At 42.3% G+C, this 16912-nt stretch carries 17 protein-coding genes; 1 reads left to right on the forward strand and 16 read right to left on the reverse strand.

Annotated features, from left to right (window positions below; translation table 11 throughout):
• Positions 1-18 precede the first annotated feature (18 nt).
• The 6 genes from Q7A53_RS04675 to smc form a co-directional block, all read right to left on the reverse strand.
• Positions 19-246, reverse strand: coding sequence for a KH domain-containing protein (locus tag Q7A53_RS04675; protein ID WP_411787968.1), 228 nt, complete (start codon positions 244-246; stop codon positions 19-21).
• 12 nt (positions 247-258) lie between these two features.
• Positions 259-531: a 30S ribosomal protein S16 gene (gene rpsP, locus Q7A53_RS04680; RefSeq protein WP_411787969.1), complete on the reverse strand. Its 273-nt coding sequence runs from the start codon at positions 529-531 to the stop codon at positions 259-261.
• Between the two features lie 86 nt (positions 532-617).
• The gene (gene ffh / locus Q7A53_RS04685; protein ID WP_411787970.1) at positions 618-1958 is read right to left on the reverse strand and encodes a signal recognition particle protein; all 1341 of its coding nucleotides are present in this window, start codon (positions 1956-1958) and stop codon (positions 618-620) included.
• 12 nt (positions 1959-1970) lie between these two features.
• On the reverse strand, positions 1971-2300 hold the full coding sequence (locus Q7A53_RS04690) for a putative DNA-binding protein (RefSeq protein ID WP_411787971.1): 330 nt from the start codon (positions 2298-2300) through the stop codon (positions 1971-1973).
• Positions 2301-2377: 77 nt separating this feature from the next.
• Complete coding sequence (gene ftsY / locus Q7A53_RS04695) at positions 2378-3625, reverse strand: signal recognition particle-docking protein FtsY (RefSeq protein WP_411787972.1); 1248 nt, start codon at positions 3623-3625, stop codon at positions 2378-2380.
• 13 nt (positions 3626-3638) lie between these two features.
• Complete coding sequence (gene smc, locus Q7A53_RS04700; protein ID WP_411787973.1) at positions 3639-7205, reverse strand: chromosome segregation protein SMC; 3567 nt, start codon at positions 7203-7205, stop codon at positions 3639-3641.
• Positions 7206-7408: 203 nt separating this feature from the next.
• On the opposite strand from smc, the gene Q7A53_RS04705 reads away from it, so the two are divergent.
• Positions 7409-7633, forward strand: a complete 225-nt coding sequence (locus Q7A53_RS04705; RefSeq protein ID WP_411787974.1) for a DUF1128 domain-containing protein — start codon at positions 7409-7411, stop codon at positions 7631-7633.
• A gap of 41 nt (positions 7634-7674) precedes the next feature.
• Here Q7A53_RS04705 and rnc read toward each other — a convergent pair whose 3' ends face one another.
• The 10 genes from rnc to sdaAB form a co-directional block, all read right to left on the reverse strand.
• Positions 7675-8364 carry a ribonuclease III gene (gene rnc / locus Q7A53_RS04710; protein WP_411787975.1) on the reverse strand — a complete coding sequence of 230 codons (690 nt, stop codon included), beginning with the start codon at positions 8362-8364 and terminating at the stop codon, positions 7675-7677.
• 75 nt (positions 8365-8439) lie between these two features.
• Positions 8440-8673, reverse strand: a complete 234-nt coding sequence (gene acpP / locus Q7A53_RS04715; protein WP_411787976.1) for an acyl carrier protein — start codon at positions 8671-8673, stop codon at positions 8440-8442.
• 61 nt (positions 8674-8734) lie between these two features.
• Positions 8735-9475 carry a 3-oxoacyl-[acyl-carrier-protein] reductase gene (gene fabG, locus Q7A53_RS04720; RefSeq protein WP_411787977.1) on the reverse strand — a complete coding sequence of 247 codons (741 nt, stop codon included), beginning with the start codon at positions 9473-9475 and terminating at the stop codon, positions 8735-8737.
• Positions 9475-10416 (reverse strand): ACP S-malonyltransferase, encoded by a 942-nt coding sequence (gene fabD / locus Q7A53_RS04725; protein WP_411787978.1) that lies wholly within the window; start codon positions 10414-10416, stop codon positions 9475-9477. The genes fabG and fabD overlap by 1 nt, the downstream gene beginning before the upstream one ends.
• Entirely contained in the window at positions 10413-11417 is a 1005-nt protein-coding gene (gene plsX, locus Q7A53_RS04730; protein ID WP_411787979.1) for a phosphate acyltransferase PlsX, read from the reverse strand. Before plsX ends, fabD begins: the two co-directional genes overlap by 4 nt.
• A 16-nt stretch (positions 11418-11433) precedes the next feature.
• Positions 11434-11994 (reverse strand): transcription factor FapR, encoded by a 561-nt coding sequence (gene fapR / locus Q7A53_RS04735; protein ID WP_411787980.1) that lies wholly within the window; start codon positions 11992-11994, stop codon positions 11434-11436.
• 113 nt (positions 11995-12107) lie between these two features.
• Complete coding sequence (locus Q7A53_RS04740; protein ID WP_411787981.1) at positions 12108-13013, reverse strand: S66 peptidase family protein; 906 nt, start codon at positions 13011-13013, stop codon at positions 12108-12110.
• Between the two features lie 107 nt (positions 13014-13120).
• A complete protein-coding gene (recG, locus tag Q7A53_RS04745; protein WP_411788003.1) occupies positions 13121-15154 on the reverse strand; it encodes an ATP-dependent DNA helicase RecG in 2034 nt (677 codons plus the stop codon).
• 9 nt (positions 15155-15163) lie between these two features.
• Positions 15164-16048: an L-serine ammonia-lyase, iron-sulfur-dependent, subunit alpha gene (gene sdaAA, locus Q7A53_RS04750; protein ID WP_411787982.1), complete on the reverse strand. Its 885-nt coding sequence runs from the start codon at positions 16046-16048 to the stop codon at positions 15164-15166.
• Positions 16049-16069: 21 nt separating this feature from the next.
• Positions 16070-16732, reverse strand: coding sequence for an L-serine ammonia-lyase, iron-sulfur-dependent subunit beta (sdaAB, locus tag Q7A53_RS04755; protein WP_411787983.1), 663 nt, complete (start codon positions 16730-16732; stop codon positions 16070-16072).
• Positions 16733-16912: the final 180 nt, after the last annotated feature.

A 16912-nucleotide genomic window follows, 5' to 3' on the forward strand; every position in this document is an offset into this window, starting at 1 on the left:
AGGTTTCCCTCTCCCTTTTTACATGATATCCAGATAGATTCTTTTCTCAGAATCAGAGCCTGCCGCGTAAACGACAGTTCGGATCGCCTTGGCAATCCGCCCGTTTTTACCGATGACCTTACCGACATCATCCGGATGAACAGTTAAGTGGTAAATCGTCTTGCGATCTTCCTCTTTCGTTTCGATCCTGATGTCTTCAGGGTGGTCCACAAGCGGTGTAACGATCGTTTCGATTAAGGCTTTCATGATATCACTTCTTTACTTTTGGTTTTTCTTGTCGTGAAATTGCTTCATGATGCCTTCTTTTGAGAATAAGTTACGAACCGTATCACTAGGCTGAGCACCATTTGACATCCAGTCAACTGCTTTGTCAGCATCCAGCTTAACCTCTACAGGGTTAGCAACCGGATTATATGTGCCGATTTGCTCAATGAAACGTCCATCACGAGGTGAACGTGAATCTGCTACTACTACACGGTAAAATGGGTTACGTTTAGAGCCCATACGTTTAAGGCGAATTTTTACTGCCATGTTTAAATACCTCCATATATTTCATAAGTGTTTCACACAATTTTAGATTTTAGCAGAACTTCAATTGTGTGTAAAGGGTTTTTCCATTACATAAACGGAAATTTCATACCTTTTCCTTTTTTTCCTTTAGTATTACTCATTTGTTTCATCATTTTCTTCATGTCTTCAAACTGCTTTAACAGACGGTTAACCTCTGAAACTGAAGTACCTGATCCTTTAGCTATTCTTTTTTTGCGACTGGCGTTCATAACAGATGGTTCCTGGCGTTCTTTCTTTGTCATCGACTGAATAATAGCTTCTACATGGACGATTTGTTTATCATCGAAGGAAACATTTTTCAGCCCCTTCATTTTGCCTGCCCCTGGGATCATATTAATCAGTTCATCCAGAGGTCCCATATTTTTCACTTGTTCCATTTGATCCAAAAAATCTTCAAAGGTAAAGGAAGCCGTTCGCATTTTGGATTCGAGTTCCTTCGCTTGCTTTTCATCTACTTGGGTTTGAGCTTTCTCAATTAAAGTAAGCATATCTCCCATGCCGAGAATTCGAGATGCCATACGTTCGGGGTGGAACGGCTCTAATTGATCGAGCTTCTCCCCCATACCCGCAAATTTAATCGGTTTGCCCGTGACTGCTTTAATCGACAGGGCAGCACCGCCTCGGGTATCTCCATCCAGCTTGGTAAGCAAGACTCCGCTTATATCAAGCTGCTCATCGAAACTTTCAGCTACGTTGACAGCATCTTGACCCGTCATCGAGTCAACAACAAGAAAGATCTCATCAGGTACAACAGCTTCCTTAATACGCTGCAATTCTTCCATGAGCTCGCCATCTACATGCAAACGGCCGGCAGTATCAATAATTACATAATCGTGATGTTCTTCTTTGGCGGTTTCTACTGCATTTTTGGCAATCTCTACAGGATCAGCATCCGTTCCTTGTTCATAGACCGGGAGACTTAGCTGCTTACCCAGCGTCTGGAGCTGTTGAACAGCTGCTGGACGGTAAACGTCCGCTGCAGCCAATAACGGCTTACGATTATAGTTTTTACGCAGCAAATTAGCCAGCTTTCCTGTAGTTGTTGTCTTACCCGCCCCTTGAAGACCGACCATCATAATTACAGTTGGTGGTCGTTTTGCTACGGCGATCTTGCTTTCATCACCGCCCATTAGGTCGGTTAATTCTTCTTTCACAACTTTAATAACCTGTTGTCCTGGAGTCAGACTGCCCATAACTTCTTGGCCAACAGCACGCTCGCGAATGCGTTTTACGAAATCCTTGACCACTTTAAAGTTAACATCTGCCTCAAGGAGGGCAAGGCGAACTTCACGAGTCATTTCTTTTACATCTTGCTCGGTTACCTTCCCTTTGCCCTTTATTTTCTTAATTGTTTCCTGCAAACGGTCGGATAAACCTTCAAATGCCATTGAAGGACCCCCCTATTCTAAATCTAGTAATTGCTCTAGTTTGCTTTTTAAATGTTCATTACGTTCATCTGTTTCTATTTCTTTTAATAGTTCTTGAATTAAGTTCTGCCGCTGATCAAATTTCTCATATAAACTAAGCTTCTTCTCATATTCTTCAAGCATCGTTTCTGTCCGGCGAATATTATCATAAACTGCTTGTCTTGAGACATCGAAGTTTTCAGATATTTCACCCAGCGAGTAATCTTCTAAAAAATATAGCTCCATATAGTTCCTTTGTTTAGGAGTCAGCAATGATTGATAGAAATCGAACAAAAAATTGACGCGTGTCGTCTTTTCAAGCATGCGTTAAGCACCCCTTGTTAAGTGAAATACCTTTACATACATAAATCATAACGAAAGTACTCAGGAGCTGTCAAGTTTCAGTCTTGACTTTCTTCTTCATACTCTTCAATCATATCAGCAAATAGACCGTAGACAAAGGCATGAGCATTAAATGTTTCCAAATCTGAAACCTTCTCTCCCAGACCTACCAATTTAACTGGAATTTCTAATTCTTTCCGAATGGCCAGTACAATACCGCCTTTCGCTGTTCCATCAAGCTTTGTCAGAGCAATTCCCGTTACATCGGTACTTGCAGCAAACGTTTTTGCCTGGCTCATCGCATTTTGACCTGTTGTCGCATCCAAAGTTAACAGCACTTCATGCGGAGCACCCGGCACTTCTCTTTCAATTACTCGTTTCACTTTAGAAAGTTCATTCATCAAGTTAACTTTATTTTGCAGACGGCCAGCTGTATCACAAATCAGAACATCAGCATTTCTTGATTTGGCCGCTTTAATCCCATCGAAAATTACGGCAGCAGGATCTCCGCCTTCACTATGTTTAATCACAGGAACTCCTGTACGTTCTCCCCAAATTTCAAGTTGTTCTATGGCACCGGCTCGGAATGTATCGCCAGCTGCCAGAGTAACTTTCTTGCCTTCTTTTTTCAGCTTGTCTGCCAGTTTTCCAATGGTTGTAGTTTTTCCTACCCCATTAACACCTACAAATAGGTAAATGGTCAATCCATCCTCGTTGACTGTTAAACCTTCTAGCTCGCTTTCCTGATCATCACCATAATACATTTCCACCAGCTTTTCTGATATAACTTCTTTCACTTGGCGGGTGTCTTTAATATTTCGGCGTTTGACCTCCATTTCTAGCTCTTCAATTATTTCCATCACAGCATTTACCCCAACATCAGCTGAAATCAGCACTTCTTCCAATTCCTCAAAAAACTCTTCATCAACTGTACGATAGCGGGCGACCAAATCGTTAATTTTACTGGAAAATGAATTTCTAGTTTTCGCCAGACCTTTTTTGAACTTAGCTGCTATGGACTCTTCTTCCTCCGTGGTATCCGCTGCATCGTCTTCAGGACCTTCAGCAATAGACTCGTCCAGTTCAGTATCCTCTACATCATTCTCGACTGTTTCCTGGTCTGGGACTTCTGTTTCTCCCTGCAGCGAGGATTCAGTTTCCGCTGTCTCGGTGACCTCCTCAGATTCTACCGACTCGTTTTCTTTCGTTTCTTCATCACTTGATTCTTCACTGGTTTCCTTAGAGGAGTCAAGATCGTCCTCTTCTGGTTTTACAAATTTTTCCTTAAGTTTTTTAAAGAAGCTCATCCTACCATCCTTTCTATACTTCCATTAATTCTGACGTCTCCTCGAGCTTAACCGAAACCAGTCTGGAGACTCCTGATTCCTGCATCGTTACGCCATATAAAACATCCGATTCTTCCATTGTGCCTTTCCGGTGCGTAATGACGATAAACTGTGTTTTCTCACTAAATTCTTTAAGAAATTTAGCAAAGCGATCGACGTTTGCTTCATCGAGCGCTGCTTCCACTTCGTCAAGTACACAAAAAGGTACAGGTCTTACTCGTAAAATGGAGAAAAGTAAAGCTATTGCCGTCAATGCTCGTTCGCCGCCTGACAGGAGACTTAAGTTCTGCAATTTCTTCCCTGGAGGCTGAGCAACAATATCCACCCCGGTATGCAGCAGGTCCTCTGGATTCGTAAGGACTAAATCTGCTTTTCCTCCGCCAAACAAGCTCCGGAAAACATCTTCAAATTCTGCTTTAATTTTTGTAAAGGTATCTTCAAACCGGCGCTGCATCTCCTCATCCATTTCATTAATAATGGAATACAAAGTATCTTTCGCTTCCAGCAAATCTTTCTGTTGACCGGTTAAGAATTCGTACCTTTGCAAAATGCGATCATACTCATCAATAGCTCCAAGGTTTACGGTACCCAGTTCTTCAATCGCCCGTTTTATTAGTTTTACGTCTGTTGCTGCCTGGGTAACATTATCAACGGGAGGATAATTTTTTTTCGCTTTTTCATAAGTCATTACGTATTCTTCCTGCAGATAATTCAGCAGATTTTCAAGTTCGACATCCAGTCTATTTGCTTTTACTTCCTTCCGCTGAATATCCTGTACAAAATTTTCATGAAGGCGATTCTTTTCCTTTACTATTTTTTCTGCTTCTTGAACATTGATCCCGTATTGGTTTCTCTCTCTTCTTCTTTCCTGAATCAATTGAGAAGCCGCTTCTTTTCTTTCTTTTGTTTGGATGATATGCGCTTCTACATCTTCTTCGCTTTCATTTGACTCTGCCACTTCTATCAGCTGCTGGTGAGTCTGTCTGTTTTGGCTCAGCTGTTCTTCCACTTCCCGATAAGATTCTTCATACCGGTCTACTTTCTCCTGCTGGTTTTTCACAGAGGAGTCTAATTCTGCCAGAAGTATTTGCAATTCTTGAGAGCGGCCTTGTAGTTTTTCTTCATCAAGCTTCTGTTGATCTTTAGTTGCGCTCAGCTCATCAATGGACCTCTGTATCTCTGAAAGTTTCTTACTTATAGTGCTTAGTTCTTCTTCTAACTTCTTGATATTCTCAGATGCCCGATCCTGATCTTCGTTGTATTGCGCCTGATCTTGATCATATAGCTTCAGCTGCTCATTTAGATGGTTCACTTTCACTTGCAGCTCTCTTTTAGAAGATTGCAGTTCATATTCATCATTTCGAACGGTGGTTATCTTTTGCTTAAGTTGTTCTGTCTCCAGTTGTTTCGTTCCAATACCTTCTTTTAAGTGCTGAACTTTCTCTTCAACTTCTTTAGTTCTGCCTTCAAAAGTAGTAATTTTCTCCGTTAGTTCCTGGAGTTCCTTCTCTCTCGTAAACAGGGATTGATTCGTTTTCTTTTGAGCTCCACCAGACATTGATCCTCCAGGATGAACCACATCCCCATCGAGTGTTACGATCCTGAATTTCCGATTTAAATGTTTGGCTATAGCATTAGCATTCTCCAGCGTATCAGCAATCACAATATGACCAAGTAAATGTTGAATGGCCCGCTGATAGGCATGGTTTACTTCTACCAATTCTCCCGCTATCCCTACGAAGCCTGAGAGATTCTTAAGTTCAGCAGCTGCCTGCCCTTGAATAGTCCGGGGCTGTATTGCCGTTAAAGGTAGAAACGTAGCTCTTCCTTTATTATGCTGCTTCAGCCAATGGATGGCATGTCTCCCTGCTTGTTCATCTTTTACGATGACATGCTGGGCTTGTGCTCCGAGGGCCGTTTCAATGGCAGTTATTAAACGAGAAGGCACATCTATGACTTCAATCACAGCACCCTCTATACCATTAATCTTATTGCTTTCACGTGCTTTAAGTATTTCTCTAACCCCTTGGAAATAGCCTGAAAAATCTTCTTTCATTTCCTCCAGCATTTCTTTTTTGGAGCGCAGCTTTTCCAAATATTGATAGCCTTTATATAACTTTTCCTGCCAATCTTCATAAGCTTTCTCATCATGAGCACTAGCAGTCTCTAAGTTTTTCAGCTCACCCTCCAGCTGTCCCCTTGCTTCAGTCGTTTGAATTAACTCATTCTCCGTTTGCTGAAGGGAAGCTGCTGCATTTTCCCTTTCATCTCTCAGATCGTGAAATTTATCTTGCTGTCTGCCTTTTTTGCTGTTTAACTGAGAACGCTGCTGTTCAAGAAGTTGCTTTTCATTTCTTTTGGCAGCTTGATTATTTAACAATTCAATGTAATCACTTTTAAATTCTTCAATTTGTTCATCTATGTTCTGTAATCCATAATCGAGTGCTTTTGTCGTTTGTTGAAGCTCCTGTTTGGTCTGTTTCCGATTCGATTTATAATGCTTTAATTTACTAGACTCTTCTTTTAGCGTAGCTTTTAATTTTTCGAGCTTTTGCTGCAGCTCATTATATTCAACTTCTATTTTCGTTTTGTTCTCAGCATAATGTTTATGCCGTTCTTTCATTAACTCTTTCTTACCTTCTAAATTCTCGAGGTCTTTTGTAAGAACAAGCAAAGTTTCCTGCAGATCTTCTATAGACTCATCGAGCGCTTGCATTTGGTCCCGCTGCTGCTCGACCTGCTCTTGCTTCGTCACGATCGATTGCTGGAGCTCTTCCTCTTGCTGCTTAATTTGTTCAAGCTCTTCAAGGATATTCTGCCATTCCTTATGAAGCGATTCTATTTGAGAGATAAGTAGAGAAATTTCCACTTGCTTTAATTCCTTCTTTTTCTCTAAATAATCTTTCGCAATTGAAGCTTGTTCTTTCAGAGGCTCTAATTGTCCATCTATTTCATAGACTATATCCTCTACGCGGTTTAAGTTTTCCTGAGTTTCTCCTAATTTGAGCTCAGCTTTCTTTTTCCGTTGTTTATATTTAAGCACTCCTGCTGCTTCTTCAAATATGGACCTTCGTTCTTCTGCCTTCGAGCTGAGAATCTCCTCTACTTTTCCTTGACTTATAATAGAGAAAGCTTCTCTTCCCAAACCTGAATCCATAAATAAATCAACAATGTCCTTTAGACGGCAAGTTTGATTATTAATATAAAATTCACTTTCACCAGAGCGATAGACTCTTCTTGTTACGCTTACTTCCTGGTAATCCAGCGGAAGTGTTTGATCCTCATTATTAAGCGTTAAAGTGACTTCTGCCATATTCAATGCTTTTCTGGAATCACTGCCTGCAAAAATAATGTCTTCCATTTTTGAGCCTCTTAAAGAACGGGCAGACTGTTCACCCAGGACCCAGCGTATCGCATCTGTGATATTACTTTTTCCACTGCCATTCGGACCGACTACGGAGGTTACCCCGCTGACAAAGTCAACGGACACTCGTTCGGCAAATGACTTAAATCCAACTGTATCTAAACGTTTGAGGAACATACTCATCCTCCTGTATTTAACAAACTTTCCTTCACTCAACTTATTTATTTTATCATAAACTATCCTGATACGGTAGGAACCTTCTTACCTCTTCAAAGTATAAAAATAACTTCATACTAGTACTTTAGGGTTTTAAAATTCTGTGAAGTATTTTATCATTAGAATTATTACACGCAACTGGAGCTTTGAAGGAGGAAATAATTTTGAGTTTAGAAGAACCTACCCAAGAAAATTTATCGATCATCATTAATGAAATTGCAGATAAACTGCAAGTGGTTAACCGGTCCATTATGGATCCAGAAGATTATGATTTAGCCAATTACGAAGAGATTAAATCTCTCCATGATATTATCGAGATGAAGGGTCAGCTTAGTGTATCCGAAATCCAGACCTTCGTTCAAGAACTAGGTCATTATCGTAAATCATAGCTAATAAAAGCCCGTACGGAAAAGTTCCGTACGGGCTTTTATTATGAACTCGAATGATTAATGATGGCTTGCTCTGCTGCTTTTTGTTCAGCTTCTTTCTTTGTTCTGCCAATACCGATCCCTGCCGTTTCCCCTTGTACACGAACATGTGCAATAAACTCACGGCTGTGGGCCGGTCCTCTTTCTTCTACGATCTCGTATTCAATTTTACTGTTGTTATCCCGTTGTATATATTCTTGTAGTTGACTCTTGAAATCCATCGCATGAGAAAAAGCACCTTTTTTTATTTTCGGATAGACATATGCTTCTAAAAAACGTATCACCTGGTCAAACCCTCGATCGAGATACAGCGCTCCAATGAAAGCCTCGAATACGTCAGCAAGAAGTGCAGGGCGATTCCTACCGCCTGTCATTTCTTCTCCTTTGCCAAGCAGAATCAATTCTTGAAAATTCAATTCATTCGCAAATTGCACAAGTGAAATTTCACAAACGATTGAAGCTCTGAATTTCGTTAATTCTCCTTCAGCCATATCCGGAAATTCGCGGTATAAATATTGGGATACGCCCAGTTCAAGCACAGCATCCCCCAAAAATTCCAGCCGCTCGTTATCTTCTCGATCTTTTTTACGATGCTCATTCACATAAGATGAATGGGTAAAAGCCTGTTCCAGTATCGATACATCATTAAATGAGATATCTATTTTTTTCTGGAAACTGGAAAAATCGTCCATAACTCACCTTGTCCTTTACTATAAAATCAATGATACAGAAAGGCTGCCTGCACAAAGCAGACAGCAATTCCCAAGTTAGATTTGGCTGCTTATGTAATTCACAGCATCGCCAACTGTATTAATTTTTTCAGCTTCTTCATCAGAGATTTCCATATCAAACTCGTCTTCAAGCTCCATTACTAACTCAACGACATCAAGAGAGTCTGCTTCTAAATCTTCTTTGAAGGAAGCTTCCATTTTAACCTTAGATTCTTCTACATCTAGACGATCTACAATTATTTGTTTTACACGATCAAATGTATCTGCCATTGGAACTTCACCTCCCTTCAGTTATTATAGTAAATTTCTCAGCGGAAAACCAGATGATTTTTCACATCACCATTCCGCCATCTACATGCAAGGTCTGACCAGTCATGTAAGCAGCATCTTCTGTTGCCAGAAATCTGACCACACGGCTGACGTCTTCCGCACTTCCCAATCGGTTGAGCGGAATCATCTCAAGCATCTTTTTACGCTGCTCTTCTGTAAGGGCATCAGTCATATCCGTAGAGATAAATCCAGGAGCTACAGCATTTACTTGAATATTTCGTGCAGCTAATTCTTTAGCTGCTGACTTTGTTAAACCGATCACGCCTGCCTTCGCAGCCACATAGTTTGCTTGTCCAGGATTGCCGGAAACTCCTACAATCGAGGCAATGTTGATGATCCTGCCATATTTTTGTTTCATCATCTGCCGGGTCACGGCTTTCGTACATAGGAAGACACCTTTTAAATTTATATCTATTACTTCGTCAAATTCTTCTTCCTTCATCCTCATAAGCAGGTTATCTCTTGTGATGCCAGCGTTATTCACAAGAATATCCAGACGACCAAATTCATCGACTGCCGTTTTGATCATGCGCTTTACATCATCACTATTTGAGACATTCGCTTGAATCTTAATCGCTTCACCGCCGAGGTTCTTAATTTCCTGTACGACTTCTTCTGCTTTACCTTCACTTCCAGCAAAGTTAACGGCTACTTTTGCTCCTTTAGCTGCAAGTTCCAATGCAATTGCCCGGCCGATACCTCTTGAAGCACCAGTCACCAGCGCTGCTTGTTCACTAAGCATTAAGATTCCTCCTTCGCCCAGCTAATAAAATCCTCTAAGGACTGGGGATCCTGGATAGAAAATGTTTTCGCTCTTCTCTGGACTTTTTTCACAAGACCACTCAGTACTTTGCCATGTCCTACCTCCACAATAGCATCCAACTCCTGTTCTGCAAAGGACTCCAGGATTTCCTGAAATCGGACAGGGGAATACAATTGTTCTATTAGGAGTTTTTCAATTTGCTCTGCCTCTTGAACGGGGGCAGCTGTTACATTTGCGTAGACAGGAATTTCAGCCGATTGAATATCTGCCCGTGACAAGTGAGAGGCAAATTCTTCACTTGCAGGTTCCATAAGTCTGGAATGAAAAGGTCCGCTTACATTTAGTGGAAGCACCCGCTTTGCTCCTGCCTCTTTAAGCTGTGCAGAAGCGATAGATACGCCCTCTTTAGTACCTGAAATAACAATTTGGCCGGGACAGTTGATATTCGCTAAATCGACGGTTTCCGTCTCTTCTAGATCCGCTAGAACAGATTCAATCGCCTCACTGGACAATCCTAAAACGGCTGCCATTGCACCCTTGCCAGTCGGGTAAGCCTCTTCCATTAGCTTGCCTCGTGTATGGACGAGCTTTACCGCTTCGATCGGGGTAATAGCTCCCGCCGTTACTAAAGCACTGTACTCTCCTAAACTGTGCCCTGCAGTTACTACCGGGCGAATGCCTTCTTCCTCCAGTACTTTTGCTGCAGCTACACTGTTTAGCAACAGAGCAGGCTGTGCATTTTCCGTTTTCGTTAGTTCCTCGGATGAGCCTTCAAACATTAACTTTGTCAAAGAAAAACCTAAAGCTTTATCCGCTTCGTCAAACAGTTGTTTTACACTCTCATATTTTTTGTACATTTCCTCTCCCATGCCGACCGCCTGGGAACCTTGACCTGGGAATATAAAAGCTGTGCGTTTCATGCGTCTTCCTCCTTTGTATGTAATTCATTCAGCATAGTAGTAATGGTAGTCGTAACATCTCGTTCCACCATTTGGCAGGCTTGGCGAATGGCATTATAAACAGCCCGCTGGTTTGAAGAACCATGGGCTTTAATGACAGGCGCTGACAGCCCAAATAACCCTGCTCCTCCGTACTCCGAATAGTCGAGCTGAGTCTGGAGTTTTTTCAAATCCTTCTTAACTAACCCCGCCGCCAGTTTAGTCTTTAAACTAGACATAAAGGTTTTTTTCATCATGGAAAACATGGTTAATGCCGTACCTTCGATTGTTTTAAGTGCAACATTTCCAGTAAAGCCATCTGTTACTACGACATCTGCCGCTCCGTCTAATAAATCACGGGATTCAACATTTCCAATAAAATGAATAGGCGCCTCCTTCATAAGCTGAAAAGCTTTCTTCGTCAGATCGCTGCCTTTTCCATCTTCTGTACCGACATTGAGCAATCCAACTCGCGGTTTATTAATATTCCTGACTTTCTCTGCATAAATGGATCCAATAACCGCGTATTGTAATAGATGCTCTGGTTTCGCATCTACGTTTGCGCCAACATCCAGCATCAAGAAACCCTGTCCGTCCTGAGTGGGCAGCGTAGGACTGAGAGCGGGACGATCCACTCCCGGCATTCGTCCAATAATGAACAGCCCCGCACTCATAAGAGCACCTGTATTTCCTGCAGAAATACAGCCATCAGCACGCCCTTCTTTGACTTCATTGGCCATAAGAACCATCGAGGCATTTTTCTTTCTCCGAACAGCCCGGACTGGTTCATCTTCTGAAGTAATCACTTCTGTCGTATGTATAATCGTAATATTTTTCTCATTATTTAAAAACGGCCGAATCTTCTCTTCATCCCCAATTAACGTGATGGTCAAATTCGGAATAGACTTCGCCGCCTGGACCGCTCCCTTAACAATTTCTTCGGGTGCATGGTCGCCGCCCATAGCATCTATAGCAAGTTTCATCTTCTATCAAGCTCCTTTATTGGTTCGAACGAAACATTTCAAATGAACCGGTAAACACTTCTTCATCCTCTACAAAACTATGAACTAGTACAATAGACCTGCCTTTCTCATCCTCTCCCTGAACCTCTGCATGGGCGATTACCCGTTCACCAAGATTAACTTGGCGGGTGAATTCAATCCTAGAACGGGCAGTCAGCGCAAGTTCATCGTTAATGACCGCTACTGCAAGTGAATTAGCCTGAGCAAATAAATGATGGCCCCGGGCGATATTATTTCGGGAAAAAACATGTTCTTGCTTTATATCCAAAATCGAAATAGCGCGCCGGTCCAGCTCCAAATCCACAACTTCGCCAATAACTTCTTCAATGGGAAGAGCCTTGACCGTCTCTTGCCACCCTAGTTCAGCAACTGACTTTATTCTTTCTCTCAGCTCAGGGATAGACAGCTCCGTTCGATCTAAACGAATCGTTTGAATACTAACGTCAAACTGTCTGGCAAGTTCTTCATCCGTAATAAAAGGAGTAGTTTGAATGGTTTCCTGAAGTTCCTGCTGTCTCGTTTTCTTTGATCTTTTCATTTTATTCCACCGTCCGTAACCTTACAAAAATCAAGCAATTTATGACTAGGTACTAATAGTAATATATAATACCTGTTTCATTTACGCAAGGAAGGAGCATACGGCTCCAGTGCTTAAGAAATCCCTGGTTCAATACTCAATAAAGGGAAACAAGTGTTCATAACAGCTCTTGCTCCTAATGGAAATCCAAAATTAGGCTGGCCATGCCCCATAGAAAACCCCTGGACCACCGGCACTGCACAGTTGTGGAAATAGTGAACAAATAAATCGTTCAGCTCACTATGATATTGCGCTTCATCCTGCTTATCCGTCGTAAACTCCCCCAAGGCTATCCCTGCTACACTGCTAAACTTGCCTGCGAGGCGGAGATGATTGAGCATGGCATCGATTCGATAGAGCGGTTCATCTACTTCTTCCATAAATAAAATATTTCCCGCTGTTTGAATTTCAAAAGGCGTGCCCAAAGAGTCTGTTAAGAGAGTTAAGTTCCCTCCAACAATTCTGCCGTTTGCTCGCCCGGGTTTTATGACCTGCAGTGAAGAAACAGCCGAGGTATAGACGATTTCCACCGGTGTAAATAATTGGCGAAAAGATATGATGTCAGTCTCTGTCCACTCGGAGGCAATCATCGGGCCGTGAAAAGTAATGAGACCGCTGTATTGGCGAATAGCGGTATGAAGGTAAGTAATATCGCTGTAGCCCCAAAAGATTTTAGGATGGCAGCGAATCAGTTCATAATTGACCTGCTCCGCTATTCTTGCCGTTCCATACCCGCCACGCGCGCAGAAGACAGCTTTAATTTGAGGATTCTGGAACATATAATGAAGATCCGATAACCGTTCTTCATCCGTTCCGGAGAGATAACCCTTTTTTAACCTGACCGTCTGTCCGAGACACACTTGCAAACCTAGTGACTTTAGATAACGCACCCCTTGCTGCAGCTGCTTCAAGTCAGGCGGACCAGCTGGTGCTATCACACCCACCACATCTCCAGGGCATAGATGGTTCGGTTTAAGCATCGTTCTCCACTCCTGTGACAACATAAATTTGAAGAAGAGCTTTTATAATCAGTTTTTGAAAAGCTCTCTCTCCTATCCTATGCGTCAAGCAGCAATGATTATTTAAACTAGTCTAGAACTTCCCCCGCAAGGTGTTCATCTGAATTAAGAATGTCATTAATCGCTTTATAGGCTTCCGTTTCCAAACTTTTATGGTGAATAATATCGGAAGCATCTCTTCTTGCCGTTTCTAGTGCCCTGTAATCATGGACCATGTCGCCAACTTTAAACTCCGGCAGGCCGCTTTGCTTTCTTCCAAAGAAATCCCCTGGCCCTCGTAATTTTAAGTCCTGTTCTGAAAGTTCAAAGCCATCAGTAGTTTCAGTCATGATTTTCATTCTTTCCTTACCTACGTCCCCTTTTGGATCGGCAAGTAAAATACAATAACTTTGCTCCGCTCCTCTTCCTACTCGTCCACGCAGCTGGTGGAGCTGAGACAGCCCGAACCTCTCGGCATCATAGATAACCATCAAAGTTGCATTTGGAACGTTAACGCCAACCTCTACAACGGTAGTCGATACTAGAACTTGCAAATCTCCGCCGGCAAACTGCTTCATTACTTCTTCTTTCTCATCATTATGCAGCCTGCCATGCATAAGCCCTACTGAAATGTCAGGTTCATAAATAGATGCCAGCTGACCGTGAAGATCCACAGCATTCTGAATGTCCAGCTGATCAGATTCCTCAATCAAAGGGCAGATTACATAGGCTTGGTGCCCTTTTCCTATCTCTTTTTGTATAAACGATAATACACGGTTCGTCATCTGTCCTTTCACCCAGTAAGTTTCTACTGGCTTACGGCCGGCAGGCATTTCATCAATGACCGATACGTCCATATCTCCAAACGCAGTGATGGCTAATGTTCTCGGAATAGGAGTAGCAGTCATAAATAATACGTCAGGATGTAATCCCTTGTCCCTCAATATACGACGTTGATTCACGCCAAACCGGTGCTGTTCATCGACAATAACGAATCCTAAATCGTGAAATACTACTTCTTCCTGGATTAAAGCATGCGTGCCTATTAAGATATCCACTTGACCTGTTCGAACGGATTCGAGAATTTCCCGTCTGCGCTTGCCTTTAATAGATCCGGTTAACAAGGCAATCTTCGCTCGGTCTTCAAACATCTCCGAAAGAGATTGATAATGCTGCTCTGCCAAAATTTCAGTTGGCACCATTAAAGACCCTTGATGTCCAGAAGTAATCGATGCATATAATCCAATAGCAGCTACGGCGGTTTTACCAGACCCTACGTCCCCTTGAAGCAGCCGATTCATACGATGCGGATTCTTTAAATCAGCCAGGATCTCCGCTAATGCTTTTTTCTGTGCGGAAGTCAGTTCAAAAGGAAAGGATTGGACAAACTCTGTCAATTGATTATTATCATAATCCTGCGCATTCCCTGTGGTAGCTTCTTTATGTTTTTTTCTTAGTAGCTGCATTTTCAGTTGAAACAATAGAAATTCTTCATAGATAAATCTTCGTTTGGCGTGCTTTAATAACACTCTGTTTTCTGGATAATGCATTTGTCTCAAGGCACTCTTCCTGTCAGGAAGTTTGTAGGACTCTCTTATAGCCTCGGGCAGAATTTCCTGCACGTGGTCCAGATAATTGTCCAGTGCCGCTTTAATAATTTTCCGAAGGGTTTTAAGTGTTACACTTTCTTTTAGAGAATAAACCGGCTGAATGGGTTCCTGAGATTTGGACTCGCCCTTTTTATATTGACTTACTGTAATTTGCAGCCTTTGCTGATCCCACTTCCCCGTGACGGTAACTGTGTCACCAGGCTGTAGTTGTTTCTTGGCAAAAGCACGGTTAAACATAACGGCTTTCACTGCAAATTGATCGACTTGCAGTGTCATCGTTAACCTGGATTTCTTTCTGCCAAAAAAGCTAAGGGAAGGCTCTGAAACAACCTCCCCTTCAATCGTAGCATGTTCATTATGAGCCAATTCTGTTAAAGGCTTAACTTCATAGGAGTCGTAACGATAAGGAAAATAGAAAAGCAGATCCTCGACCGTATAAAGTCCTAATTCGTGCAAATGAGTTTCCAGCTTCTCCCCTACCCCTTTTACTTCACTAATTGGCTGACTTAACAAAACCTTCACTCACTCTCTCTTTAATGATATTCCATAGACTTTAGCTTCTAGCTCTCTTCCTGTCGGTGTGGCAGCTAAACCTCCCTGTGCAGTTTCCCGGAATGCAGAAGGCATACGTTGACCAACTTTATACATTGCGTCGATTACTTCATCACAAGGAATCCGGCTTGTCACTCCCGCTAAAGCCATATCAGCCGCCACTACGGAGTTAGAAGCCCCGATTGCATTCCGTTTTACACAAGGAACTTCTACTAAACCAGCCACAGGATCACAAATTAAACCGAGCATATTCTTCAAGGTAATTGCCATGGCTTCTGCTGACTGCGCAGGACTTCCCCCCGCCATTTCAACGATGGCAGCTGCAGCCATACCTGCAGCTGAGCCCACTTCTGCCTGACAACCGCCTGCAGCTCCTGAAATGGAGGCATTGTTAGCTACGACAAATCCGAAAGCTCCGGATGTAAACAAGTAACGAACCATTTGTTCCCGGGTTGGGTTTAATTGATTTTTCACCGCGAATAAAGTACCTGGTACACATCCCGCACTTCCAGCAGTGGGAGTGGCGCAAATGGTACCCATAGCAGCATTAACTTCATTGGTTGCCACTGCTTTACTTACGGCATCCATCAAAAGATTTCCTGATAGTGGAGTATGATTTTTCATATAGTTTTGAATTAACACCGCATCTCCGCCGGTTAATCCACTGTGGGATTTTACCCCTTTCAGCCCGTCTTCAATCGCTTTTTCCATTACGTCGAGGTTTTTCTCCATCTGCCCCACCACTTGTTCTCTGGTAAGCTGCTTTACTTCCATCTCCTGGCGAATCATAACTTCCGATATTTGAATGCCTTCACTTTCAGCAAGTTCCACTAATTCTGCTACATTTCTAAACATCTGCCTGCCCCTTTCTCTTCTCTAATCTGAGATTTTAGCTACTTGTATAATATGATCTGCACGTTCAAGTTCATTTAAAACCGAATCTTCTACATTCTGATCTACTTCAATGACCATCAGCGCTTGTTCCCCTTGAGCTTTACGGGACATTTCCATGCGTCCAATGTTGATTTGATTTTTCGCCAATATAGCTGTCGACGAAGCAATCGCTCCGTAACGGTCATTATGGATAAGAAGAATCGCCGGATGGTTCCCGGACAGCCGGAGTTCAAAACCATTTAACTCGGTGATCTCCGCTTTTCCTCCGCCGATGGAAATTCCTACAAGCTCAAGTTCTCCATCATCATCGCCTATTTTTAAACGAGCCGTATTCGGGTGATCGGTGTGGGCGTCTTCTTCATGAAAACGAACTTTCATCCCCCCCGCTCTGGCTGTTTCCAGTGCCTTACCGATACGGGTATCATCTGTATCATAATCAAGTAATCCTCCTACAATCGCTACATCAGTGCCATGACCTTTATAAGTTTTGGCAAAAGAACCATATAAGTGGACATGAGCATATTTAGGCTCACGTCCGAATAAGTGCCTTGCAGCACGGCCGATTCTTGCCGCACCGGCTGTATGTGAACTGGAAGGACCAATCATAACCGGTCCAATAATATCAAAAACGGATCTATATTTCATCTTAACTTCACCATCCCTATAGTACTCTCTTCTATTTTAACGAGAAAACGCTTACCTATCTAGTCCAAAACCTCTTCTATCTTATCATAAAAAGACAGAAGGCAATTATAAAATTCGTTAAAAATTCTATGTATGATTGATTCTGTGAAGCTTTAAGGGTACAATCAATATTTGTGGGTT

Origin of the sequence: Halobacillus rhizosphaerae (assembly GCF_046719735.1) — a bacterium.
GTDB lineage: Bacteria > Bacillota > Bacilli > Bacillales > Halobacillaceae > Halobacillus_B > Halobacillus_B rhizosphaerae.

Coding starts and splice junctions, on each gene's coding strand:
- acpP (WP_411787976.1), bottom strand. CDS start 8,673: ATGGCAGATACATTTGATCGTGTAAAACAAATAATTGTAGATCGTCTA.
- ftsY (WP_411787972.1), bottom strand. CDS start 3,625: ATGAGCTTCTTTAAAAAACTTAAGGAAAAATTTGTAAAACCAGAAGAG.
- fabG (WP_411787977.1), bottom strand. CDS start 9,475: ATGCTTAGTGAACAAGCAGCGCTGGTGACTGGTGCTTCAAGAGGTATC.
- ffh (WP_411787970.1), bottom strand. CDS start 1,958: ATGGCATTTGAAGGTTTATCCGACCGTTTGCAGGAAACAATTAAGAAA.
- sdaAB (WP_411787983.1), bottom strand. CDS start 16,732: ATGAAATATAGATCCGTTTTTGATATTATTGGACCGGTTATGATTGGT.
- fapR (WP_411787980.1), bottom strand. CDS start 11,994: ATGAAAAGATCAAAGAAAACGAGACAGCAGGAACTTCAGGAAACCATT.
- Q7A53_RS04740 (WP_411787981.1), bottom strand. CDS start 13,013: ATGCTTAAACCGAACCATCTATGCCCTGGAGATGTGGTGGGTGTGATA.
- Q7A53_RS04690 (WP_411787971.1), bottom strand. CDS start 2,300: ATGCTTGAAAAGACGACACGCGTCAATTTTTTGTTCGATTTCTATCAA.
- fabD (WP_411787978.1), bottom strand. CDS start 10,416: ATGAAACGCACAGCTTTTATATTCCCAGGTCAAGGTTCCCAGGCGGTC.
- Q7A53_RS04675 (WP_411787968.1), bottom strand. CDS start 246: ATGAAAGCCTTAATCGAAACGATCGTTACACCGCTTGTGGACCACCCT.
- smc (WP_411787973.1), bottom strand. CDS start 7,205: ATGTTCCTCAAACGTTTAGATACAGTTGGATTTAAGTCATTTGCCGAA.
- sdaAA (WP_411787982.1), bottom strand. CDS start 16,048: ATGTTTAGAAATGTAGCAGAATTAGTGGAACTTGCTGAAAGTGAAGGC.
- rnc (WP_411787975.1), bottom strand. CDS start 8,364: ATGGACGATTTTTCCAGTTTCCAGAAAAAAATAGATATCTCATTTAAT.
- plsX (WP_411787979.1), bottom strand. CDS start 11,417: ATGAAACTTGCTATAGATGCTATGGGCGGCGACCATGCACCCGAAGAA.
- rpsP (WP_411787969.1), bottom strand. CDS start 531: ATGGCAGTAAAAATTCGCCTTAAACGTATGGGCTCTAAACGTAACCCA.